Below are 25,541 nucleotides of genomic sequence, written 5' to 3' on the forward strand. Positions count from 1 at the left end.
CACACAATGATGCTGGCTTGCACAAAAAAAAGGGCGCGGACCAGGCCGCGCCCTTTGTCGCAGTACAGAACTGCGACGTGTTGCACCGCAATCAGCGGCGGCCGGCGCCTCCACCGATCGGGGTGACGATCAGCGCCGTGTCGTCGGCCGGGTTGGCATCGGGCGAGGTCGAGCTGGCGCTGGCCTGCACCCGCACCGCGCGTTCGGCCGGGATCGGCTTTGCCGCGACGGTCAGCTGAAACGCGGCCCGCGCGCCCGGCTGCACTGCGGCGGCGGTGCTGCAGACAAACACTGCGTTGCGCAACGACTGCAGTTGCTTGGTGCAACGCCAGCCGCTGGGCGGCACCAGCAGTGACAGCGCCGATACCGTGTTGCCTTCGATCCGCACGCTGGCACCGGTGGCCGCTGCGTTGCCGCGGTTGTCCAGCAACACCCGGTAGGTGGCGTTGAAGGCGGTGGTGGGCAGCGTGGCGGGGCCTTCCAGGCGCACTGCCAGATCGCTGCGCAGCGCTGGCTGCACGCTGACTGCGGCGGTGTCGGTGTTGTTGTCCGGCTGCGGGTCGGGCGTTTGCGAGGCGACCGAAGCGGCCAGGGTCAGCGTGCGTCCTGCCAGTTCCGCGCCAGCGTCGACCTGCACGGCAAAGCGCTGTGCGTTACCGGCTGCCAGCGAGGCGATGGTGCAGGTGACCACCGTCTGCGTCGCGGTTTCCGGCGCCTGGCAGCTCCAGCCCGGTGCCGCGGTGACCCGCGGGCTGACCGCGGCATCGAAGGCCAGTGCCACCGCGGCAAACGCCGCGCTGTCGGGCCCACGGTTGTCCACATCCACACTGAAGTCGATGCGCTCGCCTTCGGTGACCTGTGCGCGTGCCGCAGTGACCATCGCGCCCAGGTCGGCACGCAACGCGGGCGCCATGCGCAACAGCACCACGGTGGGGTCGTGGTCGGACAAGCGCGTGGGCGTATTGGCATCGTTGCGCGCGGTGCCGGGGAAGTCGGCATTGATGCGTGCGTGGCCCACCGACAGCGAGGCGATGCCGGGTGCGCGCATCAGCGCCTCGTTGGCCAGGATGTGATCGAGCGACTGCACGTTGCCGTCGAAGGCGTACGAGTAGCTCTGATCGGGCGTGTTGAACCAGGTCAAATCGGTGTAGTCCGGGTTGACCAGGTCCGCGCCATCGCCGCTCACCACGGTCTGCGCATCCGGCGCCGGCCTGCCGGTGACGGTGCCCATCGCATCCACATAGCCGTCGTTGAACTCGAAGGCGTTGAAGTCGCCCATCACCAGCACCTGCTCGGCCGGGTCGAGCTGCTGACGCGTCTGCAGCAGGCGCGCCAGGTACTCGGCCTGGGCCTGGCGTTTGGCGCGGATGCGGGTGCCGGCCGCATCGTCGGTCTCGGCGCCGTTGAGCGAGCGCTGATGCACCACGATGGCGGTCAGCGGCAGCACGCGGCCATCGGCCTGATGCACCCTGGCGCTGAGCACCAGCGGCGGGCGATCGTTGAGCAGGCTCACGCCACCGCCCGGTTCGGTCCAGGTGGTGGTCTTGCCCTCCTGGGCGATGGACACCACTTCCACGCGCGGCATGCCGGCCGACACCGCACCGGTCTTGACCAGGAAACCGACGTCGATGCCGCCGACGTCATTGCCTTCCTGCAGGTAGGCCACGTACTGCGGGTTGGGCTGGCCGGAGGCGATGGCATCGGCGTTGATGCGCGCAGCCAGGGTCTGCAGCACGCTGATGTTTTCCACCTCCACCGTGCCCAGGATGTCGGGCGTGTGCAGGTAGTTGCGGATCGCCAGCGAGGCCTTGTTGAGGCGGGCCTGGAACGCGGCCGGGGTGAGCACCGGTTCGCCGATCGCCGGGTCGTTCTGGTCGTCGAAGAAGCGCTCCATGTTGTAGGTCGCCACGGCCACGTCGTCGGCCTGCGGCATCGGTGCGGGGCGCGGTTGGTCGGCACCGTTGCAGTTCACCTGCGGGGTGCGTTCCGGATACAGCGTGTAGCGGCGGAAGCTGTAATCCAGCGGGCCGGTGACATCCAGCACGACGCAGCCGGAGGCCAGATCCAGCCGTTCGGCGCCCACGCCGGCACTGCCGACGGCGATCACTTCCGGGTTGGTGTTCCAGCGCGGCACGCCGGCAGGCGAGCCGGCCGGCAGCGGGTCGGGCAACTGCACGCCGGGCTCGCGAAAGGCGCGCGGCAGGCCGGTGACCACCGCATGGAACACGCCATTGCTGGCGGCGCTGGCGTTGGTCTCGTTGACGCTGCCGCCGGTGGGCGCATTGACGGTGAGGCTGGCGGCAGTGACGCGCATGCCTTCCAGCGCTTCGAGCTGATCAAAGGCGCCGTTCGGGTTGGGGAAGTTCGCGCTCAACGCCACCGGCATCGGCAACGGGTTGCCGGTGGAATCGGACAGCACGGTCAGGCTGCCGCCGATCTCGGTCAGCGGCGGCTGGGTCGGGTCGGCGGTGGGCACGTACTCGAGCACCGTGCCCTGCACGCGCACCCGGTTGCCGATGGCAGCGGCATCCGGCGGTGCGCTGCCGGTGTAGACGTAGACGCCTTCGGAGGTGGCCGGATCGCCATCGGTTTCGGCATCCGCTGCCTGCAGGAAGAAGCCGGCGCTGCGACGGGCAGTGACGATGCCCGAGGTGGCGACCACCTGGCCTTCCAGCGGCGAGCGTGCGCCCTTGCCCTGGATGGCGTGGATCGGCAGCAGGCTGAAGTCGTCGTTAAGGATGGTGCCGGTGGCGCTCAGCGTGGCCGGCAACGCGCCGGTGAGGCCGCTGATCTGCAGCGCGAAGGTCTCGTCGGGTTCGGGCGTGGTGTCGCCCAGCACCTCCACGGTGATGCTGGCGCTGCGCTCGCCGGCGGCGATGTGGACGCTGGAGGCGGGCAGGGCGACATAGTCGCTGCCGGCCGTGGCCGTGCCATCGGCGGTGGCGGCGGTGAAGCTCACCCCGCCTGCGCCGGCCGGCTGGCTCAGACTCAGTGTGAACACGAAACTGCGGCTGCCGCTGTTGCCTTCGGCCTGGCTAACGTCGGCCAGCGTGGCGATCGGCTGGCCGCCGCCGCTGCACAGCCGTGCGGGGCTGGCGGCGTTGCGCGGGGCCGGCGCGCCGGTGGCGAAATCGGCCGCGTTGTTGTCGGTGTCGGTGCAGCCATCACCGCCGCGCAGCACTGCCAGCGTATTGCTGGGCGCCGGCGTGGGCGCATTGCCTTCGGCGCAGCTGGCGGTGCTGCCATAGCCGACCAGATCGGCATTGCCGGTGGGGCAGGCGCCGCTCAACGCGGAGGCGCTGTTGCTCAGCGCCACCTTGCCGGCGCTGCCGCCCATGGCGATGGTGCCGGTGGCATCGGGCGTGGGCAGCGCGACGCTGCCGCCGCTGCCATCGGCCTGCTTGACCAGGTAATAGCCGCCGGCCGGAACGCTGCCTGCCAATGGCGTGACCTGCCAGCTGCTGCCGGCGGCCGAGGCATATTGCACCGACCAGCCGTCCAGGCTGACCGTGGTGCTGCCGATGTTGTGCAGCTCGACGAAGTCGCTGCGGAAGGTGGCACCGCTGTTGCCGCCACCGCCGTAGACCTGGCTGATGACGACCTGGGCATTGGCGTGGCCGGCAACCGCCAGCGCACAGAGAAGTAAGGCTGCACGACGCTGCAACACATGCATGAGATGAGAGTCCCCTGATCCATGAGACGTGAAGCGCTCCCCTGGTCCGGCCACGTCCCTGGCCGGCAGCGCCGTTCGATTCTGCATGAATTTGCAGACCTTGGTTGACGATACGGTGACACCGGCGCAGCGGCTGCGACCGCGCGGTCGAAAGCGACAGGATTTTCAGGTGTGAAGTACCGGTCGCGTACGCCACGGCATTGCCAGGCTGCCAAGTAAGCAGGCCACCTAGGCAAACCACCCAGGCAAACCGGACGCTGCTACGGCAATGCGACGCAGCGCAACGCAGCGACATGCATCAAGGCCGCGCGCTGCAACGACTGCCTCCCGAATCCCGAATCCCGAATCCCGATTCCCCAATCCCCAATCCCCAATCCCCAATCCCCGCCACTGAGCTACCCTGACCGGCCCGATCCACCTGCACTGCCATGCCCGTCGACAAGAACCTGCGTGACCTGGAACCCGGCATCCACACCGATCTGGAGGGGCGGCTGACCTACGGCGGCTATCTGCGGCTGGACCAGTTGCTGTCGGCGCAGCAGCCCCTGTCCGAGCCTGCGCACCACGACGAGATGCTGTTCATCATCCAGCACCAGACCTCCGAGCTGTGGCTGAAGCTGCTGGCGCACGAGCTGCGCGCGGCGATGGTGCACCTGCAGAACGACCAGGTCTGGCAGTGCCGCAAGGTGCTGGCGCGCAGCAAGCAGGTGCTGCGCCAGCTCACCGAACAGTGGTCGGTGTTGGAAACGCTGACGCCGAGCGAGTACATGGGATTCCGCGATGTGCTGGGCCCCTCGTCCGGCTTCCAGTCGCTGCAATACCGCTATATCGAGTTCCTGCTCGGCAACAAGAACCCGCAGATGCTGCAGGTGTTCGCGTACGACCCGCAGGGGCAGGCGCGGCTGCGCGAGGTGCTGGAAGCGCCCAGCCTGTACGAGGAGTTCCTGCGCTATCTGGCGCGCTTCGGGCATGCGATTCCGCCGCAATACCAGGCGCGCGACTGGACCTGCGCGCATGTGGCCGACGACAGCCTGCGCCCGGTGTTCGAGCGCATCTACGAAAACACCGACCGCTACTGGCGCGAGTACTCGCTGTGCGAGGACCTGGTCGATGTGGAAACCCAGTTCCAGCTCTGGCGCTTCCGCCATATGCGCACGGTGATGCGGGTGATCGGCTTCAAGCGCGGCACCGGCGGGTCCAGCGGCGTGGGCTTTCTGCAGCAGGCGCTGGCGCTGACGTTCTTCCCGGAGCTGTTCGACGTGCGCACCTCGGTGGGCGTGGAAGGTCGTGAGCCGGTGGGTGGGGCGCGCGGTGAGTCTGAGGAGGGCTGAGCGGGTCGCTACGGGCGTCATCCCCGCAGACCGGCCGCCATCAGGCCGATGAGTCCTGCGAATTTGACGCGTACATGACGTCTAAGTGATCCTCGCGCGTCTCCCGGGGTACGCTCCGGGCACCCAGCCATTACTGAATACGCAAGGGACATTCCATGAGCGTTGACGCTACCGCGCCGACTTCCGCCGCCACTCCGCCGCCGCCGGCACCGCCCGAGTTCCCGACGCTGCTCGGTCATCCCCGGCCACTGTGGATGCTGTTCATGACCGAATTCTGGGAACGCTTCGCGTTCTACGGCATTCGTTGGGCGCTGGTGCTGTACATCGTGGCGCAGTTCTTCAACGGCGATGCCACCGGCCAGGCGCCGGCCGGACGCACCTATGGCGCCTATCTGGCGCTGGTGTATGCGGCAGCGATCTTCGGCGGCTACGTGGCCGACCGCGTGCTCGGCTACCAACGTTCGATCCTGGTCGGTGCGGCCGTGATGGCCACCGGCCTGTTCCTGATCGCCATTCCCGACCACACCATGTTCGAGATCGGCCTGGCCACCGTGGTGGTAGGCAACGGGCTGTTCAAACCGAACATCTCCACCATGGTCGGCAAGCTGTATTCAGTGGCCGATCCGCGCCGCGACAGCGGCTTCACCATCTTCTACATGGGCATCAACCTCGGCGCGATGATCTCGCCGGTGCTGACCCAGTTGCTGGCCGAAAAGGTGTTCGGCACCCAGGCAATGCCGTCCTACAAGATGGTGTTCATGGCCTCCGGCGCGGGCATGCTGATCAGCCTGGTGTGGTTCTGGATCGGCCGCGCGCAGCTCAAGGGCATCGGTGCACCGGCGCCGAACGCGCAGGGCATCGGCCGCGTGCTGATGGTGCTGGTCGGCTGCGTGCTGGCGATCCCGGTGGTGTACTTCCTGCTCGCCGTCGGTGCGGACGTGCTGCAGATCGTGCTGACGGTGCTGTTCGTCGGCCTGTCGGTGATGCTGCTGGTCGAAGGCATCCGCGAAGGCAAGGTGCAGCGCGACAAGGTGATCGCAATGCTGATCATCTTCGCCTTCAACGTGCTGTTCTGGATGTTCTTCGAACAGGCCGGCAGCTCGTTCACCTTCCTGGCCGACAACATCGTCGACCGCGGTTTCGGCGACTGGACCTTCCCCACCGCCTGGTTCCAGTCGGTGAACTCGATTGCCATCATCACGCTGGCGCCGATCATCGCCTGGATCTGGGTCAAGGCCGGCCGCTTCAACCCGTCGATTCCGCGCAAGTTCGGCCTGGGCCTGCTGTTCAACGGCCTGGCGTTCCTGCTGCTGATGTTTGCACTGTCGAGCCTGGTCAACGATGCTGGCAAGGTACCGTTCTGGACCTTGTTCATGGTGTACGTGATCCAGTCGGTGGGCGAGCTGTGCCTGTCGCCGATCGGCCTGTCGATGGTGACCAAGCTGGCGCCGGTGCGCCTGGTCGGTTTCGGAATGGGCGGCTGGTTTTTGTCCACCGGCATCGGCAACAACCTGTCGGGCATTTTTGCCGGGCATGTCAGCGGAAGCGAAGGGATGAGCGTGTCCTCGGCCCTGAGCGGGTATACCTTCGGATTTTGGGCGCTATTGGGCGCTGGCGCGGTGTTGTTCCTGATCGCGCCGTTGATCAACAAACTGATGCATGGTGTGAAGTAAGGAGAACAGCAATGCCGATCAAACCCACTGTCTGTGGCCTGCTGCTGGCAGGTCTGTTGAGCGCCTGCGGGCAGCCCACCGAGCAACAGGAGGCGCCACGGCCGCTGGATACCTCGATGCAGAAGCCGCCCAGCGCCGATCCCAGCCAGCCGGTGTCCTCGGGCAATACGCCGACTGCGGCGGACATCGCCGCGGCGGCGGCACTCAATGCGCAGTACGACCCTTCGCGTGATCCGGCCGCTGATCTGGAGACCGCCAAGGTCGAGGCCAAGCGCGGCGGCAAGCGCATCGTGCTCAATGTCGGCAATGCGGCCTGCGAGCCGTGTAAGGCGCTGGACGAGCTGATGGGCGGCGATGCGGAGCTGCGCAGCTTCCGCGATGCGCACTTCGTGGTGGTCAAGGTCAATCGCGATACGGCCAACGAGAATGCCGCGTTCCTGTCGCAGTTCGCCCAGCTCAACGACTATCCGTCGCTGCTGGTGCTGGACAACGACGGCAAGCTGCTGACCACCCAGACCGGCCCGGACCTGCGCAAGGGCGAAGGCTTCGACCGCCGGAAGCTGTTCGACTTCCTCAAGCAGTGGGCGCCGCCGCAGGCCTGATCCGTCGTTGCCGTGGCATGCAAAAACCCCCGCACTGCGGGGGTTTTTTATCAGTCCTTGCCGGCCATGCGCGGCAGCCCGTCCTTGGCAAGCCGGTCGATCAGCTTTTCCAGGATCTGCTGCTCCTCGGCACTGAACACCGACATCAGCCGCTGTTCCATCTCGTTGACCAGCGGGGCAACGGTCTCGTAGACCTGGCGGCCGGCCGGCGACAGTGCCAGCATCGAGCGGCGGCGGTCGTCGCCATGGGTTTCGCGGCGGATGAAGCCGCGCTCCAGCAGGCGCGCCACGGCGCGGCTGACTGCAACTTTATCCATCGCGGTGCGGTCGGAGACCTCGCTGGCCGAGGAACCCGGATACAGCGCCAGGATGGTGATCACCCGCCACTCGGGAATGGCCATGCCGTAACGATCGCCGTAGACCTTGGCGATATTGCTGCTGATGCGGTTGGACAGCACGCTCAGGCGATACGGCAGGAACTGCTCGAGGTTGAGCAGCACAGGATGCGGCGGCGGGGCGGGGGCGTCGAGATCGCTCATGTTGCACTGTGTCTTGATTTTGGTTTCATTTGCAACTACAAACGGTGGGTGGCCTGCGCATTCTCGCGGGTCTTCTGCCACCCCGCATAGCCCTGCGGACGGCCTAGCGTGGAGAAACGACGATGAGCGCACAACCGAGCAGTACCGCAACCCGCCCGAACCTGGGCATGCAGGTCACCACCTTCGACAATCCGATGGGGATCGACGGGTTCGAATTCGTCGAATTCGCCGCGCCCGCCGAGCAGGCAGCGCAGTTACACGACTACTTCCGCAAGATGGGCTTCAGCGCGGTGCTGCGTCACCGCAGCCGTGCCATTACCGTCTATCGCCAGGGCGGGGTCAACTTCCTGCTCAACGAAGAGCCCGATTCGTTCGCCGCCGATTTCGCCGCCGCGCACGGCCCGAGCGCCTGCGGCTTTGCGATCCGCTTCCGCACCCCGGCCGAGACGGTGCTGCAGACCGTGCTGGGCAACGGCGGCGAAGCGGTGCAGGACAAGGCCGACACCCGCGCCGTGCCGGCCCCGGTGGTCAAGGGCATCGGCGACTGCATGCTGTATCTGGTCGACCGCTACGGCGAGGCGGGCAGCATCTACGACGCCGACTACGAGCCGATCGAAGGCGCCGACCAGCACCCGGCCGGCTTCGGGCTGACCTTCATCGACCACCTGACCCACAACCTGTACTTCGGCAACATGCAGCGCTGGTCGGACTATTACGAGCGCCTGTTCAACTTCCGCGAGATCCGCTACTTCGACATCAAGGGCGCCAAGACCGGCCTGGTGTCCAAGGCGATGACCGCCCCGGACGGCATCGTGCGCATCCCGCTCAACGAATCCTCCGACCCCAAGAGCCAGATCAACGAGTATCTGGACGCCTACCATGGCGAAGGCATCCAGCACATCGCCTGCTTCACCGACGACATCTACAGCTCGGTGGAAAAGATGCGCGAGGCCGGCGTGACATTCCTGGACACGCCGGACACCTATTTCGATGTGGTGGACCTGCGCATCCCCGACCACGGCGAGGATGTCGAACGCCTGCGCCGCAACAAGATCCTGATCGACGCCGACGTGGACACCAAGCAGCGCAAGCTGCTGCAGATCTTCACCCAGAACTGCATCGGCCCGATCTTCTTCGAGATCATCCAGCGCAAGGGCAACGAGGGTTTCGGCGAAGGCAATTTCCAGGCGCTGTTCGAGAGCATCGAGCGCGACCAGATGAAGCGTGGGGTGCTTTGAGGGCGGGGATTGGGGATTGGGATTTGTTGAGGCGGCCTCAGTCGCTACGATGAAGGCTCAAGAGCGTTTGCACTGTCGGGTGCCCCCGTACTGGTTGCCTGACAGCACGGACCAATGAAAACGCAAGCGCGCAAAGCCCCTCTCCCGATGGGAGAGGGGTTGGGGTGAGGGTACGGTGGAGCGATGAGACTCAAACCGCCATTGCCCACTGTCACACGCACCCATGCACGCGTATTACGCACAGAAATGACAGACGCAGAACGCAAGCTTTGGCGATGTCTACGCGGCAATCAGCTACACGGCCTCAAGTTCAGACGTCAGCATCCAGTTCCGCCGTACATCGCAGATTTTTGTTGCGTGGAAGTAAGTTTGATTGTTGAACTGGATGGTTCGCAGCATCAGACATCCAGCGATCAGGCAAGGACGCATTGGCTGCAATCGAAGGGCTGGAAAGTGCTGCGGTTCTGGAACAACGATGTGCTGCTTTCGCTGGATGCGGTGGTCGAAGCGATCTGCACGATGGTCGCTACGCCGTACCCTCACCCCAACCCCTCTCCCGCGGGGAGAGGGGCTTAATCCGCCAGGCCTTAGCTCTTCTTCGGTAGGAAAGCGGCCTGATTCAATTCAATCCCAACCTTCTGCATCCGGGAAGGTAGGGCCAAGATCCGGACGCATGCCATGCATAACAACCAGCACTACATGACCGGTTTCGGCAACGCGTTTGCGACCGAGGCGGTGGCCGGTACCTTGCCGGTCGGGCAGAACTCGCCGCAGCGTGTGGCGCACGGGTTGTATGCCGAGCAGTTGTCCGGCACCGCGTTCACCGCGCCACGCAGCGAGAACCGGCGCAGCTGGCTGTACCGCATTCGCCCGGCGGCCGTGCATGGCAGTTTCTCCCTGGTCGAACAGTCGCAGCTCCACAACGATTTCGGGCGCGGCCCGGTGCCGCCGGATCAACTGCGCTGGAGCCCATTGCCACTGCCGTCCACGCCAACCGATTTCGTCGATGGTCTCTACACCATGGCCGGCAATGGCGGGCCGGAGGCGATGTCCGGTGTCGCCGTGCATCTGTATGCGGCCAACGCATCCATGCACGATCGCTTCTTCTACGATGCCGATGGCGAGCTGTTGCTGGTGCCGCAACTGGGCCGCCTGCGCATCCATAGCGAGCTCGGTGTGCTGGAGCTGGAGCCGCAGCAGATCGGGGTGATACCGCGCGGTGTGCGTTTCCGCGTCGAGCTGCCCGACGGCGAGGCGCGCGGCTATGTCTGCGAAAACTTCGGCGCATTGCTGCGGCTGCCCGACCTGGGGCCGATCGGCTCCAACGGGCTGGCCAATGCGCGCGACTTCGAAACGCCGCATGCGGCTTACGAACAGCGCGAAGGTGCGTTCGAGCTGATGGCCAAATTCCAGGGCCATCTGTGGCGTGCGGACATCGGCCACTCGCCGCTGGACGTGGTGGCCTGGCATGGCAACTACGCGCCGTATCGCTACGATCTGCGCCGCTTCAACACCATCGGCTCGATCAGCTTCGATCATCCGGATCCGAGCATCTTCACCGTGCTGACCTCGCCCAGCGACACGCATGGCACGGCGAACATGGATTTTGCGATCTTCCCGCCACGCTGGCTGGTGGCGCAGCACACCTTCCGCCCGCCGTGGTTCCATCGCAATGTGGCCAGCGAGTTCATGGGGCTGGTGCACGGCGTCTACGACGCCAAGGCCGACGGCTTCGCGCCGGGCGGTGCCTCGCTGCACAACTGCATGAGCGGGCATGGCCCGGATGCGGCGACCTTCGACAAGGCCTCGCATGCGGACCTGACGCGCCCGGATGTGATCGCCGACACCATGGCCTTCATGTTCGAAACGCGTGCGGTGCTGCGCCCCACTCAGCAGGCCTTGCAGGCCGCGCACCGGCAGGGCGACTACCAGCAGTGCTGGTCCGGATTGCGCGCGGCGTTTCAGGCGCCCGGCTCAGAGGGTGCGCAGTAACTCAGGCAGTTGGGCGAGTGTGCTGATCAGGCACTACGGCAGTCAGAAGTCGCAGGTACTTGACCGAGGGTTCCAGTTATCCGATCAAGCCGCCTGCAGCGCATCCGGCAGCAATTCGCCGATCCGGGCACGTACGCGCTCGGCGTAGGTTGCCGAGGTGATCTGCGGCAAGGCGCGCAGCGCGTCGGCGATGGCGGCGCCGATGGCGTCTTCGGCGCGTGCGGCCTGCAGTTGCCGATGCAGCGCGGCGGCCACTGGGTCACGTTGCAGCTGCAGGATGTCGAGCAGGTACAGCCGCGCGTTGGTGGCCGCGCGACGGCGCTGGCGCTGCAGGTCTTCTTCGCTCGGTGGTGCCGCTGGCGGCGGCACGTGGGTACCGGGCACGCCTGCCGGTGAGGAATCAGACGCCTGGGCAGTGCGTGTCGCACTCCCTGCCTGCGTGCCGGACTCCAGATAGCCCATCGCGCAGAGCGCATGCACCAGCGCGGCGCCGTCGCCGCCCAGCAGCACGGCCAGCGTTGCCAGATCGCGCTGGCCGTCGGCCAGGATCAGCGCGCGTCGCTGCAGCAAGGTGAGTGGACTGCGGTGCGATTGCAGCGCGGTGAGGGCGAGCTCGGTCTTGCGTGGGGTCATGGCGGCGGTCCTGCGAGGCGCCCAGCTTGCCCGCCGCCAATGAAGCGCCGATGACATCGGCACGAGGCAACGCCAGCGCGTTCTGCACATGGTCGCGATGTGGGCTGTGTAGGCTGTGGCGGACCCGTAAGGAATGCATGCATGACCACCAGATTGCTCGGCTTGATGGGCGCATTGCTGTTGCTGACCGGCTGCAACCGTGCCGAGGACGCCACCACGGCCGCGCCCGATGCGGCACCCGCACCGGTGGCAGCCGCCAACGATCAGCCAGCCGGCGATGTTCCGCCAGCTACTGCGCCGGCCGGCACGTTTCCGCCGCAACTGCGCCAGCAGCCGGCTGCGCTCGCGCGCCTGGATGGGTACGGCGATCTGCGCCTGGGCATGGATGCAGCGCAGGCGCGCGCTGCCTGGGGCGGCGACCTGCGCGGCGAACCGGCGACCGACGGCGGCTGCTATCTGCTACGGCCGCAGTGGGCCGAGGATGCACGCCGCTTCGGTTTCATGTTCGAAGGCGATCGCCTTGTGCGTTATCAAACCAACGAACCCAAGGAGCTCGCCCCGGGTGGCGGCAAGGTCGGCATGACGCTGGCGCAGCTGCGCGCGCTGTATCCGGCAGGTCTGACCGAACAGCCGCACAAATACGTCCCCGGCGCGTTCACCCTGCGCATGGCCGATGCGGCCACCCGGTCCGCGTTGGTGTTCGAGACCGATGCCGACGGCAAGGTCAGCAGCTGGCGGGTCGGGCAGCCGCCGCAAGTGGATTATGTGGAAGGCTGCGGCTGATCCGTCACGGCTGCCGCTGCGCCGCATCGGCGGCGCAAGCGGCTTCCGGCAGCGCAGCGTGCGCGCGCATATCCGATTGGCAGCATGCGCGTAGAACAACATGTCGAGACCATCCGGGCAGCGGGGCTCGAAGCAGCTGCAAAACTCAGTGCAAGTCCTTGTCCTGCTCGGCGTGCTGCTCGGCGGTTTCCGCGTTTTCGCCAACATCGCCTTGCGTCTGCGGCGTGGGCAGGCCTTCCTTCTTCATCTCGCCGTGGTTGGGCACTTCCGGGCGGTTTTCCATCATCAGCGACAGCGCGGCCTTGGCCATCAGATGGGCGCTGATCGGTGCGGTGATGAACAGGAACACGGTGATCAGCAACTCGCGCGGTTGCGGGTCCACACCCAGGAACAGGTGATAGCCGACCGATGCCAGCAGCACGCAGCCCACCCCCAGCGTGCTGGCCTTGGTCGGCGCATGCAGGCGCTTGAAAAAGTCCGATAGCTTCACCAGGCCGAACGCGCCGATCAGGATGAAGAAGGTGCCGACCAGCAACAGCGCGCTGAGCAGATATTCGGTCAGTGCGATCATTCGACGATGTCCCGACGCAACACGAACTTGCTCAGCACCACGGTGCTGCCGAAGCCCAGCATCGCGATCACCAGCGCGGCCTCGAAGTAGATCGGCGAATCCAGGTACATGCCCAGCAACATCAGCTCGGCGATGGCGGTGATGGACAGGGTATCCAGCGCCAGGATGCGATCGGGTACGCTCGGGCCGCGCAGCAGGCGCCACAGTGCCATCAGCATGGCCAGGCCCACCGCGTGCATGCAGATGACGATGGTCGATTCGATGAACATGTGGCCGGTCATGGAAAGATCTCCATCAGGGGCTTCTCGTAGCGGGTCTTGATCTCGGCGATCAAGGCGTCCGGGTCGTCCAGGTGCAGCACGTGCACCAGCAGATACTTGCGGTCGTCCGAGAGCGCCGCCGACACCGTGCCGGGAGTGAGCGTGATCATGCTGGTCAGCGCGGCGATGCCGTGGATGTTGGCGATATCCAGCGGCACCCAGATGAAACCGGGGTGGATGCGCGACTCCGGGCCGAGCACCTGGCCGGCCACCTTGATGTTGGAGCGCACGATGTCGCCGGCGGCCACCAGCAACATGCGCGGCACCGAACGCAGCGAGCCGATGCGGGCGAACTCGCGGTCCAGGCGCGCCGCAAAGATCGGCACCACCCAGCAGAGCAACAAGCCCAGCACCCATTGCTGCGGCCCGAAGCTGTCGCTGAGCAACAGCCAGAAAATGAAGACCGTCACGCTCAGCGACGGCGAGGGCAGCAGCCGGCTGCGCAGCGGCATGCGCGTACTCATGGCTGCCTCCGCTGCGGCGTGGTGGCGCGGACCTGCTCGACGTAGGCGCCGGGGTCGCGCAGCTGCACGCCGGCCGCGTCGGTGTAGCGCATCAACGGGCCGGCACCGGCCGTCATCGCCACCAGCCCGCTCAGCAACAGCAGCGTGGCTGCGGTTTCCACCGGGCGCATGCGCGCACGCCGTTGCGGCTGCAGCTCGGGGACGTCCTGCACCGCTTCGGGCACGCGCCAGAACAGGCGCACGCCGGCACGCGTCAGGCCGATCACCACCAGCAGGCTGCTGCCCAGGATGGCGAACCACACCGGCCCGACCAGGCCCTCGGGCACGTGCTGCAGCAACGCGGCCTTGGCCAGGAAGCCGGACAACGGCGGCAGCCCGGCGACCGCGACCGCGGCGACCATGAACATCGCGCCGGGGATCCCGCGTCGCGGCAGCGGCGCGACCACTTCCTTGCGGTCGCTGGCGCTGCCACGGCGACGCCGGATCAGGTCCGACACCATGAACAACGCCGCGGCGACGAAGCTGCTATGCGGCAGGTAGTACAGGCCCGCACCCAACGCGCCGGCATCGTCCAGCGAGAAGGCAATGAACAATGTCGCTGCCGAGAACACCACCAGATACGACACCATCACCCGCAGCCGCGATGCGGCCATTACCCCGAAGGCGGCCATCAGTAGCGTGGCGATGCCCAGCCACAGCAATGCGTGGCGGCCGAAGCCCTGCAGCGCGCCGGCACCGGCGCCGAACCACAGCGCCGACACCCGCAGCGTCGCGTACAGCCCGACCTTGGTCATGATCGCAAACAACGCCGCCACCGCCGCCGGCGCGCGCGAATAGGTCTCCGGCAGCCACAGGTATAGCGGCAGCAACGCGGCCTTGCTGCAGAACACCAGCAGCAACAGGCCCAGGCTGGCCTTGGCCAGCGGCAGGTCCTGCGCCGGCAACGCGGCGATGCGTTGCGACAGCTCGGCCATGTTCAAGGTGCCGAACACGCCGAACAAAAGGCCCAGCGCGATCAGGAACAGGGTCGACGCGCACACGTTGAACACCACGTAATGCAGGCCCACACGCATCTGCAGCCCGCGCCCGCCGCTGAGCAGCAGACCGTAGGAGGCGATCAGCATCACTTCGAAGAACACGAACAGGTTGAAGATGTCGCCGGTCAGGAATGCACCGTTCAAGCCCATCAGCTGGAACTGGAACAGCGCATGGAAATGCGGCGCGCGCCGGTCCCAGCCGGCACAGGCATGCAGCAGGCAGGCCGCGCCCAGGATCAGGGTGGTCAACAGCATCCACGCCGACAGGCGGTCGCCCATCAGCACGATGCCGATGCGCGCCGGCCAGTCGCCGAGCAGGTACACCAGCACCTGGCCTTCGGCGGCGCGCGTGAACAAGGCGATGACCGATGCGGCCAGCGAGGCCATGCTTGCCCATGCCACCGTGCGCTGCACGCGCGGCCCATAGCGGCGGTGTTCGACGAACAGCGACGCCGACGCGCCCAGCATCGGGATCAGGATCGGCAGGATCAGCAGATGGTTCATCGCCGGGCCTCGCGCGTATCCACGCCGGTGGTGGCGTCTTCATGCGCATCCACATGATCGCTGCCGTTGTCGCTGCGGCTGCGGATCGCCAGCACCAGGCTCACCGCGGTCATCGCGAAGGCGATCACGATCGCGGTCAGCACCAGCGCCTGCGGCAACGGATCGGTGTAGTGCATCAGGTCGGCGGGCACGCCCTCGCGCAGCACCGGCGCCTGGCCGCTGCGCAGCCGCCCACCGGCGAAGATCAGCAGGTTGGTCGCGTACGACAGGAAGGTCATCCCCAGGATCACGTCGAAGCTGCGTGCGCGCAGCAACAGGTAGATCGCCAATGCGGTGAGGACGCCGATCGCGCTTGCCACTGCCAGTTCCATCAATGCTGCTCCGCGGTGCGTGTCGAACGTTGGGTGGGATCGATCTCGCCGCGCTGCGAGCTGCGCGTGCGCGAGGGTTTGATCGTGCCCATCATCGACAGCATCAGCATCGCCGCACCGAACACCACCAGATACACGCCGACATCGAAGCCCAGCGCGCTGGCCAGTTCCAGATCGCCCAGCAGCGGCAACGGAATCGCCAGATGCCCGCTGCTCAGGAACGGCATGCCGAACACCAGTGCACCGGCACCGCTGACCAGCGCGCACAGCAGGCCGATGCCGATCAGGCGGATGTAGTCGAAGCCGAAGCGCGATTCCACCGACGCGGTGCCCTGGATCACGTACTGCATCAGCAACGGTACCGCCAGCACCAGCCCGGCGATGAAGCCGCCACCGGGCGCGTTATGGCCGCGCAGGAACAGGAACAAGGACACCGTCAGCGTCAGCGGGAACATGATCTGCGCCAGATCGGCCGGCACCGGCAACTTGATCGGCGGGCCGGGCATGCTGCGCTCCGGCGCCATCCGCGAGCGCCGCAGCAGCGCGTGTACCACCAGCCCGGCGATCGCGAACACGGTGATCTCGCCGAAGGTATCGAAGCCGCGGAAATCCACCAGGATCACGTTGACCACGTTGCGCCCGTAGGCCTCCGGCAGCGCACGCTGCAGCAGCTCGCCGGCGACCGTGTGGCTGGGCTGGGTCATCAAGGTATAGGCCAATGCGGCAAGCCCGGCACCGCCGACGACGGCAATGCCGGCATCGCGGAGCTTGCGCAGGCGCGCGGGCTCAGGCAGCGAGCGCTCGGGCAGGTAATTCATCGCCAGCAGCATCAGCACCAGCGTGACCATCTCCACCAGCAACTGGGTCAACGCAAGATCCGGTGCCGACAGGAACACGAAGGCCATGCTGACCGCCAGGCCGGTGCCACCCAGCACCAGCACTGCGAGCAGGCGCTGCTTGTACAGGAACAGGCTGCCCAGGGCGCAGGCGATCATCAGCAGCCAGATCGTCCAGCCCAGCAGCGGCAGCGGGGTGGGCGCCGGCCAGGCCGGCAATGCGTCGCCCTGCAGGAATGGCACCAGCGCCACCACGACAGCGCTCAGCACCAGCAGCATCAGCATGCGTTGCAGATTGCCGTTGGTGACCGCATCGGTCATGCGCACGGTACCGGCGAACAGCGCGCGCAGGTTCCAGTTGAACAGCGCCTTGCCGGGCGAGCGGTTCTGGATCGCGTACATGTCCAGCGTGCGGCGCAGCGCCATGTACAACAGGGTGCCGCCCACCATGCCGGCGATGCTCATCGCCAGCGGCCAGTTCCAGCCATGCCACAGCGCCAGGCTGTAGTCGGGCAGGCGCGCGCCCAGGATGGCGCTGGCACCGGCGCGCAGCACCGGCGCGATGGTCCAGGCCGGTACGATGCCCACGGCCACGCAGATCAGCACCAGCACATCCACCGGAATCCGCATCCAGCGCGGCGGCTCGTGCGGGGTGGTGTCCAGATCGCGCGGGCCTTCGCCGAAGAAGGTGTCGTGCACGAAGCGCAGGCTGTAGGCCACCCCGAGCAGGCCGGCCAGCAGCGCGGCGATGCTGGCCAACACCCGCATCGTCTGCGGCGCATCGGTTTCCAGCGCCACGGCAAAGAACATTTCCTTGGACAAAAAGCCGTTGAGCAGCGGAACACCGGCCATCGCCAGCGAGGCGGTGATCGCCAGCACGCTGGTGACCGGCATCAGGCGGCGCAGGTTGCCCAGCTTGCGCATGTCGCGCGTGCCGGTCTCGTGGTCGATGATGCCGGCGGCCATGAACAACGAGGCCTTGAACACCGCGTGGTTGAGGATGTGGAACACGCCTGCCACCACCGCCATCGGCGTGGACAGGCCGAACAGCATGGTGATCAGGCCCAGATGCGAGATGGTCGAGTACGCCAGCACGCCCTTGAGATCGTGCTGGAAGATCGCGTGCCATGCGCCGAGCAACAGCGTGATCGCACCGATGCTGGTGACCGTGTAGAAAAACAGGTCGGTGCCGGCCAGAGCAGGATGCAGGCGCGCCAGCAGGAACACGCCGGCCTTCACCATCGTGGCCGAGTGCAGGTACGCCGATACCGGCGTCGGCGCCGCCATCGCGTGCGGCAGCCAGAAGTGGAACGGGAACTGCGCGCTCTTGGTGAAGATGCCCAGCAGCACCAGCCCCAATGCATAGGGATACAGCGGACTGGCGCGAATCAGATCGCCGGCCGCCAGCACCGCATCCAGCTGAAAACTGCCGACGATGCGGCCGATCATCAGGATGCCGCCGAGCAGGGCCAGGCCGCCACCGGCCGTCAGCACGAAGGCCATGCGCGCGCCTTCGCGCGCGTCCTTGCGGTGCGACCAGAAGCCGATCAACAGGAACGAACTGATGCTGGTGAGTTCCCAGAACACCATCAGCAACAGCAGGTTGCCCGACAGCACCATGCCGAGCATCGCGCCCATGAACAGCATGAGATAGGCGAAGAAGCGCGATGCGCTGTCGCGTGCACTCAGGTAGTAATGCGCATACATCACCACCAGCGCACCGATACCCAGCACCAGTAACGCGAACATCCACGCCAGGCCATCGAGCCGCAACGAGAACATCAGGCCGATCTGCGGCAACCATGCGTACTGGCTGCCGATCACCTCACCGCGCAACACGGCCGGTGTGAGCGTCGCCAGGATGACCAGCCCGCCCAACGGCGCGGCCGCAGCCAACCACGCAGTGATCGAACGGGAGGTGCGCCAGAGCAGCGCAGTGGCGGCCGCCATCACAAATGGCAGCGCGAGCAGGATTTCCAGCGAGAAAGGCATGCAGGGAACACAAGATTCGCGAGCAGGCCAGAGAGCTTAACAAACCGTTGACTGACGCCAGCGTCAACGCCGCGGCTGCGCGCCCGCGCAAATCGCCGTCGGATCGGCGTCGCGCCGCTGCCTGTCACTCGCTATGCTGGGATCACCCAGACTGCATCCGAGCCCTGTGACCGCTGCCGATCCCGCTCCGTCCACTGCCGTTTCTGCGCCGCGCGCCCTGGTGTTCGGCGGCAGCGGTCAGATCGGCGAACGCCTGCTGACACGGCTGCTCGGCCGCGGCTGGCAGGTGACGGCATGGTCGCGCCAGCCACGCGCAGCGCGCGCCGGGCTGATCTGGCGGCAGGGCGATCTGGCCATGCCGGCCGCCGCGGGCGAGGCATTCGAGGTGATCTTCAGCTGCGGTCCGCTGGACCATTTCGCGCGCTGGTATGCCGAAAATCCAGTGCGGGCTCCGCGCATCGTGGCGTTCGGTTCCACCAGTCTGGAGGTCAAGGAACACTCGATCGACGCGGCAGAGCGCGATGTCGCGCAGCGCCTGGCGAATGCCGAACAGGCGCTGTTTTCCGCAGCCCAGGCGCGTGGCGTCGCGGCGACGGTGCTGCGCCCCACGCTGGTCTATGGTGCCGGGCGCGACCGCACGCTCACCCAGATCGCCGGGCTGGCCCAGCGCACCGGCGCCTTCGTGCTGCCGGCCAACGCGACCGGGCTGCGCCAGCCGGTGCATGTGGACGATCTGGCCAGCGCGGCGCTGGCGGTGGTCACCCAGCCGGCGACGCAGCAGCGCAGCTATGCCGTCGGCGGCGGCGAAGTGCTGGCCTACACGCAGATGGTGGAGCGCGTGCTGGCGGCGCTGCCGCGACCGGCGCGGCTGTATCAGGTGCCGCCCGGCCTGTTCGGCCTTGCCCTCACCGCTGCGCAGCGGCTGGGGCACCTGCGTGGCATCAATGCGGCCGCATTGCAGCGCATGCGCGATGACCTGGTGTTCGATCTGGAACCGGCGCGTCGCGACTTCGGTTATGCGCCGCGCGCCTTTCGTCCCCTGCCCGAAGAACTCGGCATCGGCGAGTGAGGCTCGTCTGGGCGGATGTGCTTCGAAGACCTGCACAGCGTGCGGTCCGCTAGCTCTGCTGTGCAGGGGGATGCGGCATGACCGTGGCCGCCGCAGCGCTCAGGCGTAATCCGCTGCTTTCAGATCATGACCACGCCGGCGACCGGCCACGTTATGGCTGTCGTCGCGCTCAGTACCGCCAACCCAACTGACGATAGAGCTTGGCCAATACCCAGATCGGCCCGATCAGCAGATAGGTCAGGTCGGTCAGAAAGCTCGGCTTGCGGCCTTCGATCCGGTGGCCGACGAACTGCGCGACCCAGGCCAGCACGAACACCGTCAGCGCCGTGGTGAACAGCCCGGTGAGCCCGAGTCTGCCTTCGAGCAACCGGCACAGGCAGCCGAAGAAAAAGAAGATCCCCAGCATGCCCAGCCCGAGTGGACGCGATAGGCGGTTGTAGTACGACCAGGCCGCGAACATCGACAACGCCGCCCACACGCCGCTGCTGAACCAGGTGCCGCCAACCGGGATGCACCACAGCAGGGCCACCACCGACCACAGGATCGCCGGCACCGCCAGCACGTGGATCTGCTGATTGGTGGTGTTGCGGTGATCGTCGGCGTAGCTGGCGAAATAGCGGTCGATCGGTCGCGCGGTCTTGGTGCGTTCGGTCATGTTCCCTCCCAGGAATGACCCAAGCATACGCGCGCGGATGGCACTGTGGCAGCCGTGCTCCCTGCCACGCGCAGTGCGCGTGGCAGGGGCCGGCGTGCATCAGTTGACCGACACGGCGCTCCACGCCGCGGCAACCGCGCGGTACTGTGTGGATGTGCTGCCGTATAGATCGGTGGCCGCGCTCAACGTGGCCCTGCGTGCGGCCGCGTAGTTGGTCGAGGACGTCATGTAGACCGTCAACGCGCGGTACCAGATGCGGCTGGCCGCCGCCCGGCCGATCGCCGTCAATGCCGTATTGCCGTTGCAGACCAGCCCGGCCGGCGTCACGTTCCAGCTGGTGCCCGACCCGAAGCCGCTCGGTACCACCGCGCCTTCGGCCAGCAGATAGTAGAAATGGTTGGCCACGCCCGAGCTGTAATGCACGTTGAGCGAGCCCAGGCTGCTGCTGTAGCAATCGGGCGAATCGCCATCCAGGCTGGGCTTGAACATGTAGCGCAGGGCCAGCGTCCCGCTGCTGTTGCCCGGGATGATCTTCTCGCCGATCAGGTAATTGCCCGGCTGCGCGCTGTTGTTGGCGGAGTACTCCACCATCGCGCCCATGATGTCGGACGTGGCTTCGTTCAGGCCGCCCGACTCGCCCGAATACACCAAGCGCGCGGTGCGGCTGGTCACGCCATGGGTCATCTCGTGGCCGGCCACATCCACCGACACCAGCGGCGTGAACGTGCTGCCGTCGCCATCGCCGAAGGTCATGCAGAAGCAGCTGTCCTGCCAGAACGCGTTGTTGTAGCGGCTACCGTAATGCACGCGGCTGCGCGCACCGACACCGTCGTTGGCAATGCCGCTGCGCGCATGGGTGGTGCGGAAATAGTCCCAGGTCAACGCCACGCCGTAATGCGCATCCACCGCTGCGGTCACCGTATCGCTGTTGGCGCCACTGCCCCAGGCGTTGTCGGCATCGGTGACCAGCGTGCCGTTGCCGGAGGTGCTGTTGCGCATGTTGTAGGTGGCGCCGCTGCCGCGGCTCAGATCGGTCAACTCGTAACCGCTGCTGCAACGTGTCGTCGCCAGTGCCACGTTGCCTGCATACAGCGAACGCCCGGTGCCGGCCGCACTGGTGCCACCTGCGCAGGCGGTGTGCACCGTGTCCCAGGATTCGAGAATGCGTTGATTGACTGCATCGACGATGTAATGCATTTCGGTCGGCGTCTGATCGGGCTTGATGCCGCTGTAGATCACTTCGTAGACCAGCCGCGGTGCGCCCTGGCGCGCATACAGGGCCAGGCTTGCGCGCGGCGTGGCATCGGGTGCCAGATCGAACTGCGTACCGGCCGCACGCACTGCCGTGTCGGCATCGATGCCGGGCACGATGCTCGGCCGCACGCTGGTGTCCATGCTCTGGCTCAGCTGACGCATCACTCCGCGCCGCGAATGCACCACCACATCGCCGCCGATCACCGGCAGGCCCTGATACGTGCGATCGAAGCGCACATGCTCGCTGCCGTCGGCATCGACAATGCTGTCGCGCGCGACAAACGCATCGGCCGTTGCACGATTGGCCAGCGCCGCAGCGTGATTGCCCAACAAGGATTGCGCGCGCGACACCGCGGCATCCGCGGAAAGATCCGCAGCAGTGGCGACAGCAGACAACGATAGCGCGCAGCAGATCGCCGCGCCCAGGACATGAACTTGCATGACGACTCTCTCCCCGAAAACGTGCAATGCAAAGATCGGCGGCGATACGCATCGCGGCCGATCGCGACTGGCAACAGGTGCCGGCAGATAAACTTGCACAGTCCATGACGGCACAGTAGTAAAAGTTACAACTGTGTTGCGTTCTGTGCGCCGCGCCACTTTGCGGTGTGGAGGGCATCGCAGAGCAGCAGGAGTGTCGTTGCGTGTGCAACATCGCCAGCGCGGCAGGCATGCCGTCTTGTCGCAAGCTGGAGGGTGCGCCAACCTCCAGCGACGCACAACCCGCTGCCAACGACAGGCAATCCGCGCGGCGTGTGCAGTCAGACGCGGCCGCGGCGACGCTCTCGGCGCTACTATCGAGAGCAGACAGGCACAAAAAAACCGGCCAGACATCTGGCCGGTTTTTTTGCTGCGGCGTTGAACCGTCAGCGGCCGCCGATCGCAACCCGCTGCTGCTCATCCTGCGCCCGCTGCTGCGAAGCCTGGCCAGCCAGCAATTGCGCACTGGTCTGCTCCAGCGTGGGAGCTGGCTGGTTCAGATCCACCGCCGCACGGAAGCCCGGCGTGGTGCCCATGACAAATGCCTTGCCATCCTGCACGGTGACGTTCTGCAGTTTGTCTGCCGAATCGATACCGTTCTGCTTGGCCTGCAGGGTGACGTGGGCCGCGGTCTCGTTGGAGATCATGCTGGGCAGCTTGCTGCGGATCGCGTTGTGCAAGGCATGGTCCGGATGCGAGGCATCGTCGAGCGACGGCCCCTTGGGCGCAGCGACCGGCGTCTGTGCTGCCTGTGCCTGGGCCGGTTGTGCGGACAACGCGGCCTGCGTGTTGCGCCCCACCACGCCATCGGGCTGCAGCCCGTGCTGCTTCTGGAACGCAATCACCGCCTCACGCGTGTTGTCGCCAAAGCGGCCATCCTCGGCAAGCCGGTTGCCCTGCGCATCGCGCACGCCGAGACGGTTGAGGTCCTGCTGCAGCTTGCCGACATCGCCACCTTGCTCGCCATGCCGCAGCGTGCCGCTGCCACCCGCTGCCGCCGGCTGGGAGTGGCGCGCGCCGGACTCCTGCTGATGGCCCTGATTCCAGAATGTCTCCGGACTGGTCAGCTTGCCGTTGGCATCGCGCAGCTGGTAATGCACATGCTGCGCGTACTGGTTGTTACCGCTCGGACCGCGTCCACCCATCGTGCCGATGGCATCGCCGGCGGACAGCGTCTGACCTTCCTTCACCTTGAGTGCGTCCAGGTGCAGGATCTCGTGCGAGTTACCCTGTGCATCGCGAATCTTGACGGTGCCGTAGTTGCCGCCCGCAAAAGTGACGGTTCCGGCGACCGGCGAATGCACCGTCGGGTGCTGCATGTTGCGTCCTGTCTGGCCACCCTGGTAGTTGAAGTCGGTACCGCCGTGCGGCCCGTGGCTGCCGCGGTGCTCGCCATAATGACCGGTGATATGCGGGTCGGCACTGCCTTGACCGGGCAGCATGCGTTCCATCGTTTGCTGGAAATTGCTGCGAGCGCCATGGCTGGGCTCGGCCGGGTGCATCGCTGGTGCCGGCCGGTCCACGGCATTGCCCTGCGTCTGGGCGAGACGCTGTTCGACAAACTGGGTGTAGTTGTCCAGATGAGGGGCAATCTCGCGCCGCGACAGAGCAAGGCCGCCATAATCCTTGCTGGGACCATCGTGGTGATATTTGTAGATGTAGTCCTCGCCCTCACCGCGGCTGCGCGCAAGGTCGCGGTTATCGATGAAATGTTGCACCAAGGCCTGCGACTGCGTATGCACGTCGAAGCGGTTGGACGCGTTGACGCCGTAATGCGCGCCGGTGCGGTCGATGAACTGACCCAGGCCCGAGGCAGACGTTGTGCCCGCAGCAGCATCAGGATTGAAGCCTGATTCAACTCGGGCGATGGCAAGGACGTAAGCGGTCTCGCGCGATGAAAGCCCGGCATCCCGCGAGGCATCGATAAGACTATCGATTACCCGTGATTGGGTTTGTGGACTGGCATCGCCCCAGCGACGCGATTCGCCATGCAATCGGCCATCTCCGCTGTCGATGGGCTCGCGGTAATGGCTCCAGGCTTTGATCCGGTCACTGCTGTATGCAGCGCCGCGTGGTTGAAGCATTTCGGTATAAATCGTGGTGTCGGTCATATCGTGCGTTCCTTTCTATGAGACAGATTCTTCCTTGTAACGGGTGCTGCTCCATGTACTGCGTACTGCGTTGGCCGTGCACCGCCATCGGTGCACGGGCATCCTGTGCTCAGGGCTGGAAAGGCACCAGTTCCGGGTGCTTCAGTCCCAGCTCTTCGAGCTTGTGTTCGTACTCATCGTTATTCGGGCTCTGCTGGCCGTCCTGTGTATACAGCGGTGGTGTCGCGTGATTCAGCAACTGACCCTTGATGTCATACAGGAAGAACCATTCGCAAAATTCGCAGCCGTAAGGAAGCTCGCCGTACTGGACGACAAAATACGTGCTTCCTTTTGCGTCTTCCGCGCAACCCAGGCCCACTGCGGTGTAGTCCGCCATCTCTGGAGGTGCTGCCACTTCCTGGCGTTGGCCATCACGCTCCATTTCCAGGTGGGTTTTGGTGGAGCCGCCGCTCTCGGATGGCAACGCGCTCAGGTGCAGGCGCACGCCGGAGCATTCCTTGATCATGTCGTTCCGTCCTTGTGTATCTGCTTCTGTCGAAGCCGGGGATGGGGTAGTGGCAGGTGGCGTACTGGGCGCGCTGGTGGTGGGGGCAGCTGCGGGCCCTGGCTTGTCACCGCATGCGGCAAGCACTAGGCTCAGGCCAAGCGCAGGTAGGACGGAGATGAAGCGTCGCATCAGGTCGCCTCTTTGACGGTTTGAGTTGTAGGTGAGGATAGCCAAGCAGGCAGAACCTGCTTCCAGCGCCCACCGACGTTTACAGAGACTGGTCGTCCACCTTGATCAGCATCCAGCAAGGGCGCTGGGCGAAGTGGTAGACCTGCTGATCGCCGGTGTCCGGTGTGCGGACCAGTACCTGGCGGCCATCGGCCTCTTCGGAAATCGTGACCTCGCGGCCGCCGTTGCGGGCTGCCTCCAGGTTCGGGATGACGGGCCATTCGACTTTGGCCAGCGGAACCGTGCGGGTGACCGGGGCGGGCTCGGGCTGTGCGTCCGGGTCGAGCTCGATCATCGTCAGCGGATCGGCGGTGGCCTTTTCCTGTACTGCAATGTCTGCACTGAAGCTTTTCAGAAATGCAGAGAAGTCGGCGCTGGGGCAGGTTGTCGCCTGCGCAGGCGTTGCCGGAGCAGTGGCGGGTGCCGAGGCTGCAGGTGCTGTATTGGCAGCAGGCGTCGCTGCGCCGGCGGGCTCTGCTTGCGGCTTGCAGGCGACCAGCGCCAGGCTCAGTGCGAAAGCGTGCAGGGACGTTCGGAAAAGGGCCAAGGGATCCTCCTGATCATTGCGGAGCAACTGGAACGCGGGCGGGATGGTATACGCACGCTACTTGCCAATGTGTGAAGGCTCGCGGAGTCGTGGGTTGCGCAAACTGGCCGGCATGCGGCAGGCCAATACCCTCGCAGAACAAGCAGCCTGA

Annotated in this window: 22 protein-coding genes; 8 read left to right on the forward strand and 14 right to left on the reverse strand. The window is 66.0% G+C overall.

The window, feature by feature from the left end; genetic code table 11:
* Window positions 1–91: 91 nt before the first annotated feature.
* Window positions 92–3,673, reverse strand: coding sequence for a lamin tail domain-containing protein (locus AC1PLA_RS02385; protein ID WP_481105500.1), 3,582 nt, complete (start codon window positions 3,671–3,673; stop codon window positions 92–94).
* A 428-nt stretch (window positions 3,674–4,101) separates the two neighbouring features.
* Here AC1PLA_RS02385 and AC1PLA_RS02390 point away from each other — a divergent pair, with 428 nt between their 5' ends.
* The 3 genes from AC1PLA_RS02390 to AC1PLA_RS02400 all read left to right on the forward strand — a co-directional run bounded on the left by AC1PLA_RS02390 (window position 4,102) and on the right by AC1PLA_RS02400 (window position 7,279).
* Complete coding sequence (locus AC1PLA_RS02390) at window positions 4,102–5,004, forward strand: tryptophan 2,3-dioxygenase (protein WP_481105501.1); 903 nt, start codon at window positions 4,102–4,104, stop codon at window positions 5,002–5,004.
* A 155-nt stretch (window positions 5,005–5,159) separates the two neighbouring features.
* Complete coding sequence (locus tag AC1PLA_RS02395; protein ID WP_039517133.1) at window positions 5,160–6,677, forward strand: peptide MFS transporter; 1,518 nt, start codon at window positions 5,160–5,162, stop codon at window positions 6,675–6,677.
* A gap of 11 nt (window positions 6,678–6,688) precedes the next feature.
* The gene (locus tag AC1PLA_RS02400; protein WP_481105502.1) at window positions 6,689–7,279 is read left to right on the forward strand and encodes a thioredoxin family protein; all 591 of its coding nucleotides are present in this window, start codon (window positions 6,689–6,691) and stop codon (window positions 7,277–7,279) included.
* Between the two features lie 50 nt (window positions 7,280–7,329).
* Here AC1PLA_RS02400 and AC1PLA_RS02405 read toward each other — a convergent pair whose 3' ends face one another.
* Window positions 7,330–7,818 (reverse strand): MarR family winged helix-turn-helix transcriptional regulator, encoded by a 489-nt coding sequence (locus tag AC1PLA_RS02405; RefSeq protein ID WP_349779794.1) that lies wholly within the window; start codon window positions 7,816–7,818, stop codon window positions 7,330–7,332.
* Between the two features lie 122 nt (window positions 7,819–7,940).
* Here AC1PLA_RS02405 and hppD point away from each other — a divergent pair, with 122 nt between their 5' ends.
* The 3 genes from hppD (at window position 7,941) to hmgA (ending at window position 11,048) form a co-directional block, all read left to right on the forward strand.
* Window positions 7,941–9,056: a 4-hydroxyphenylpyruvate dioxygenase gene (gene hppD, locus AC1PLA_RS02410; protein ID WP_166767368.1), complete on the forward strand. Its 1,116-nt coding sequence runs from the start codon at window positions 7,941–7,943 to the stop codon at window positions 9,054–9,056.
* Window positions 9,057–9,302: 246 nt separating this feature from the next.
* A complete protein-coding gene (locus AC1PLA_RS02415) occupies window positions 9,303–9,632 on the forward strand; it encodes an endonuclease domain-containing protein (protein ID WP_230582035.1) in 330 nt (109 codons plus the stop codon).
* 102 nt (window positions 9,633–9,734) lie between these two features.
* On the forward strand, window positions 9,735–11,048 hold the full coding sequence (gene hmgA, locus AC1PLA_RS02420; protein WP_481105503.1) for a homogentisate 1,2-dioxygenase: 1,314 nt from the start codon (window positions 9,735–9,737) through the stop codon (window positions 11,046–11,048).
* 84 nt (window positions 11,049–11,132) lie between these two features.
* On the opposite strand, the gene AC1PLA_RS02425 is transcribed toward hmgA, so the two are convergent.
* Window positions 11,133–11,681: a hypothetical protein gene (locus AC1PLA_RS02425; RefSeq protein WP_481105504.1), complete on the reverse strand. Its 549-nt coding sequence runs from the start codon at window positions 11,679–11,681 to the stop codon at window positions 11,133–11,135.
* Between the two features lie 165 nt (window positions 11,682–11,846).
* Here AC1PLA_RS02425 and AC1PLA_RS02430 point away from each other — a divergent pair, with 165 nt between their 5' ends.
* Window positions 11,847–12,464, forward strand: a complete 618-nt coding sequence (locus AC1PLA_RS02430) for a lectin (protein ID WP_349793466.1) — start codon at window positions 11,847–11,849, stop codon at window positions 12,462–12,464.
* Window positions 12,465–12,609: 145 nt separating this feature from the next.
* On the opposite strand, the gene AC1PLA_RS02435 is transcribed toward AC1PLA_RS02430, so the two are convergent.
* Genes AC1PLA_RS02435 through AC1PLA_RS02460 form a run of 6 tightly spaced genes read right to left on the reverse strand, consistent with a single transcriptional unit; the run spans window position 12,610 to window position 18,559 of the window.
* On the reverse strand, window positions 12,610–13,035 hold the full coding sequence (locus AC1PLA_RS02435) for a Na+/H+ antiporter subunit G (protein WP_053046010.1): 426 nt from the start codon (window positions 13,033–13,035) through the stop codon (window positions 12,610–12,612).
* On the reverse strand, window positions 13,032–13,316 hold the full coding sequence (locus AC1PLA_RS02440; protein WP_016901330.1) for a K+/H+ antiporter subunit F: 285 nt from the start codon (window positions 13,314–13,316) through the stop codon (window positions 13,032–13,034). The genes AC1PLA_RS02435 and AC1PLA_RS02440 overlap by 4 nt, the downstream gene beginning before the upstream one ends.
* Entirely contained in the window at window positions 13,313–13,819 is a 507-nt protein-coding gene (locus tag AC1PLA_RS02445; RefSeq protein WP_481105505.1) for a Na+/H+ antiporter subunit E, read from the reverse strand. The genes AC1PLA_RS02440 and AC1PLA_RS02445 overlap by 4 nt, the downstream gene beginning before the upstream one ends.
* Window positions 13,816–15,360 (reverse strand): monovalent cation/H+ antiporter subunit D, encoded by a 1,545-nt coding sequence (locus AC1PLA_RS02450; protein ID WP_481105506.1) that lies wholly within the window; start codon window positions 15,358–15,360, stop codon window positions 13,816–13,818. The genes AC1PLA_RS02445 and AC1PLA_RS02450 overlap by 4 nt, the downstream gene beginning before the upstream one ends.
* The gene (locus AC1PLA_RS02455) at window positions 15,357–15,731 is read right to left on the reverse strand and encodes a Na+/H+ antiporter subunit C (protein WP_016901335.1); all 375 of its coding nucleotides are present in this window, start codon (window positions 15,729–15,731) and stop codon (window positions 15,357–15,359) included. Before AC1PLA_RS02455 ends, AC1PLA_RS02450 begins: the two co-directional genes overlap by 4 nt.
* Window positions 15,731–18,559, reverse strand: coding sequence for a monovalent cation/H+ antiporter subunit A (locus tag AC1PLA_RS02460; protein ID WP_481105507.1), 2,829 nt, complete (start codon window positions 18,557–18,559; stop codon window positions 15,731–15,733). Before AC1PLA_RS02460 ends, AC1PLA_RS02455 begins: the two co-directional genes overlap by 1 nt.
* Window positions 18,560–18,725: 166 nt before the next feature.
* Here AC1PLA_RS02460 and AC1PLA_RS02465 point away from each other — a divergent pair, with 166 nt between their 5' ends.
* The gene (locus tag AC1PLA_RS02465; protein ID WP_481105508.1) at window positions 18,726–19,628 is read left to right on the forward strand and encodes an NAD-dependent epimerase/dehydratase family protein; all 903 of its coding nucleotides are present in this window, start codon (window positions 18,726–18,728) and stop codon (window positions 19,626–19,628) included.
* A gap of 169 nt (window positions 19,629–19,797) precedes the next feature.
* On the opposite strand, the gene AC1PLA_RS02470 is transcribed toward AC1PLA_RS02465, so the two are convergent.
* From AC1PLA_RS02470 to AC1PLA_RS02490, 5 genes are all read right to left on the reverse strand, one after another.
* On the reverse strand, window positions 19,798–20,283 hold the full coding sequence (locus AC1PLA_RS02470) for an Mpo1 family 2-hydroxy fatty acid dioxygenase (protein WP_104554502.1): 486 nt from the start codon (window positions 20,281–20,283) through the stop codon (window positions 19,798–19,800).
* Window positions 20,284–20,382: 99 nt separating this feature from the next.
* Window positions 20,383–21,978, reverse strand: a complete 1,596-nt coding sequence (locus AC1PLA_RS02475) for a M4 family metallopeptidase (protein WP_104590962.1) — start codon at window positions 21,976–21,978, stop codon at window positions 20,383–20,385.
* A gap of 425 nt (window positions 21,979–22,403) precedes the next feature.
* Window positions 22,404–24,128 (reverse strand): peptidoglycan-binding protein, encoded by a 1,725-nt coding sequence (locus tag AC1PLA_RS02480; protein ID WP_481105509.1) that lies wholly within the window; start codon window positions 24,126–24,128, stop codon window positions 22,404–22,406.
* Window positions 24,129–24,237: 109 nt separating this feature from the next.
* The gene (locus tag AC1PLA_RS02485; RefSeq protein ID WP_481105510.1) at window positions 24,238–24,633 is read right to left on the reverse strand and encodes a hypothetical protein; all 396 of its coding nucleotides are present in this window, start codon (window positions 24,631–24,633) and stop codon (window positions 24,238–24,240) included.
* 250 nt (window positions 24,634–24,883) lie between these two features.
* A complete protein-coding gene (locus tag AC1PLA_RS02490) occupies window positions 24,884–25,390 on the reverse strand; it encodes a hypothetical protein (protein WP_481106144.1) in 507 nt (168 codons plus the stop codon).
* Window positions 25,391–25,541 lie beyond the last annotated feature (151 nt).

This window comes from Xanthomonas sp. NCPPB 1826, assembly GCF_056725285.1.

Excerpts from the sequence above, each read along its gene's own strand:
- AC1PLA_RS02435 (WP_053046010.1), bottom strand. The coding sequence starts at position 13,035 with ATGATCGCACTGACCGAATATCTGCTCAGCGCGCTGTTGCTGGTCGGC.
- AC1PLA_RS02390 (WP_481105501.1), top strand. The coding sequence starts at position 4,102 with ATGCCCGTCGACAAGAACCTGCGTGACCTGGAACCCGGCATCCACACC.
- AC1PLA_RS02460 (WP_481105507.1), bottom strand. The coding sequence starts at position 18,559 with ATGCCTTTCTCGCTGGAAATCCTGCTCGCGCTGCCATTTGTGATGGCG.
- AC1PLA_RS02485 (WP_481105510.1), bottom strand. The coding sequence starts at position 24,633 with ATGATCAAGGAATGCTCCGGCGTGCGCCTGCACCTGAGCGCGTTGCCA.
- AC1PLA_RS02415 (WP_230582035.1), top strand. The coding sequence starts at position 9,303 with ATGACAGACGCAGAACGCAAGCTTTGGCGATGTCTACGCGGCAATCAG.
- AC1PLA_RS02470 (WP_104554502.1), bottom strand. The coding sequence starts at position 20,283 with ATGACCGAACGCACCAAGACCGCGCGACCGATCGACCGCTATTTCGCC.
- AC1PLA_RS02400 (WP_481105502.1), top strand. The coding sequence starts at position 6,689 with ATGCCGATCAAACCCACTGTCTGTGGCCTGCTGCTGGCAGGTCTGTTG.
- AC1PLA_RS02445 (WP_481105505.1), bottom strand. The coding sequence starts at position 13,819 with ATGAGTACGCGCATGCCGCTGCGCAGCCGGCTGCTGCCCTCGCCGTCG.
- AC1PLA_RS02425 (WP_481105504.1), bottom strand. The coding sequence starts at position 11,681 with ATGACCCCACGCAAGACCGAGCTCGCCCTCACCGCGCTGCAATCGCAC.
- AC1PLA_RS02385 (WP_481105500.1), bottom strand. The coding sequence starts at position 3,673 with ATGCATGTGTTGCAGCGTCGTGCAGCCTTACTTCTCTGTGCGCTGGCG.
- AC1PLA_RS02395 (WP_039517133.1), top strand. The coding sequence starts at position 5,160 with ATGAGCGTTGACGCTACCGCGCCGACTTCCGCCGCCACTCCGCCGCCG.
- AC1PLA_RS02440 (WP_016901330.1), bottom strand. The coding sequence starts at position 13,316 with ATGACCGGCCACATGTTCATCGAATCGACCATCGTCATCTGCATGCAC.
- AC1PLA_RS02450 (WP_481105506.1), bottom strand. The coding sequence starts at position 15,360 with ATGAACCATCTGCTGATCCTGCCGATCCTGATCCCGATGCTGGGCGCG.
- AC1PLA_RS02405 (WP_349779794.1), bottom strand. The coding sequence starts at position 7,818 with ATGAGCGATCTCGACGCCCCCGCCCCGCCGCCGCATCCTGTGCTGCTC.
- hppD (WP_166767368.1), top strand. The coding sequence starts at position 7,941 with ATGAGCGCACAACCGAGCAGTACCGCAACCCGCCCGAACCTGGGCATG.
- hmgA (WP_481105503.1), top strand. The coding sequence starts at position 9,735 with ATGCATAACAACCAGCACTACATGACCGGTTTCGGCAACGCGTTTGCG.
- AC1PLA_RS02455 (WP_016901335.1), bottom strand. The coding sequence starts at position 15,731 with ATGGAACTGGCAGTGGCAAGCGCGATCGGCGTCCTCACCGCATTGGCG.
- AC1PLA_RS02430 (WP_349793466.1), top strand. The coding sequence starts at position 11,847 with ATGGGCGCATTGCTGTTGCTGACCGGCTGCAACCGTGCCGAGGACGCC.
- AC1PLA_RS02480 (WP_481105509.1), bottom strand. The coding sequence starts at position 24,128 with ATGACCGACACCACGATTTATACCGAAATGCTTCAACCACGCGGCGCT.
- AC1PLA_RS02475 (WP_104590962.1), bottom strand. The coding sequence starts at position 21,978 with ATGCAAGTTCATGTCCTGGGCGCGGCGATCTGCTGCGCGCTATCGTTG.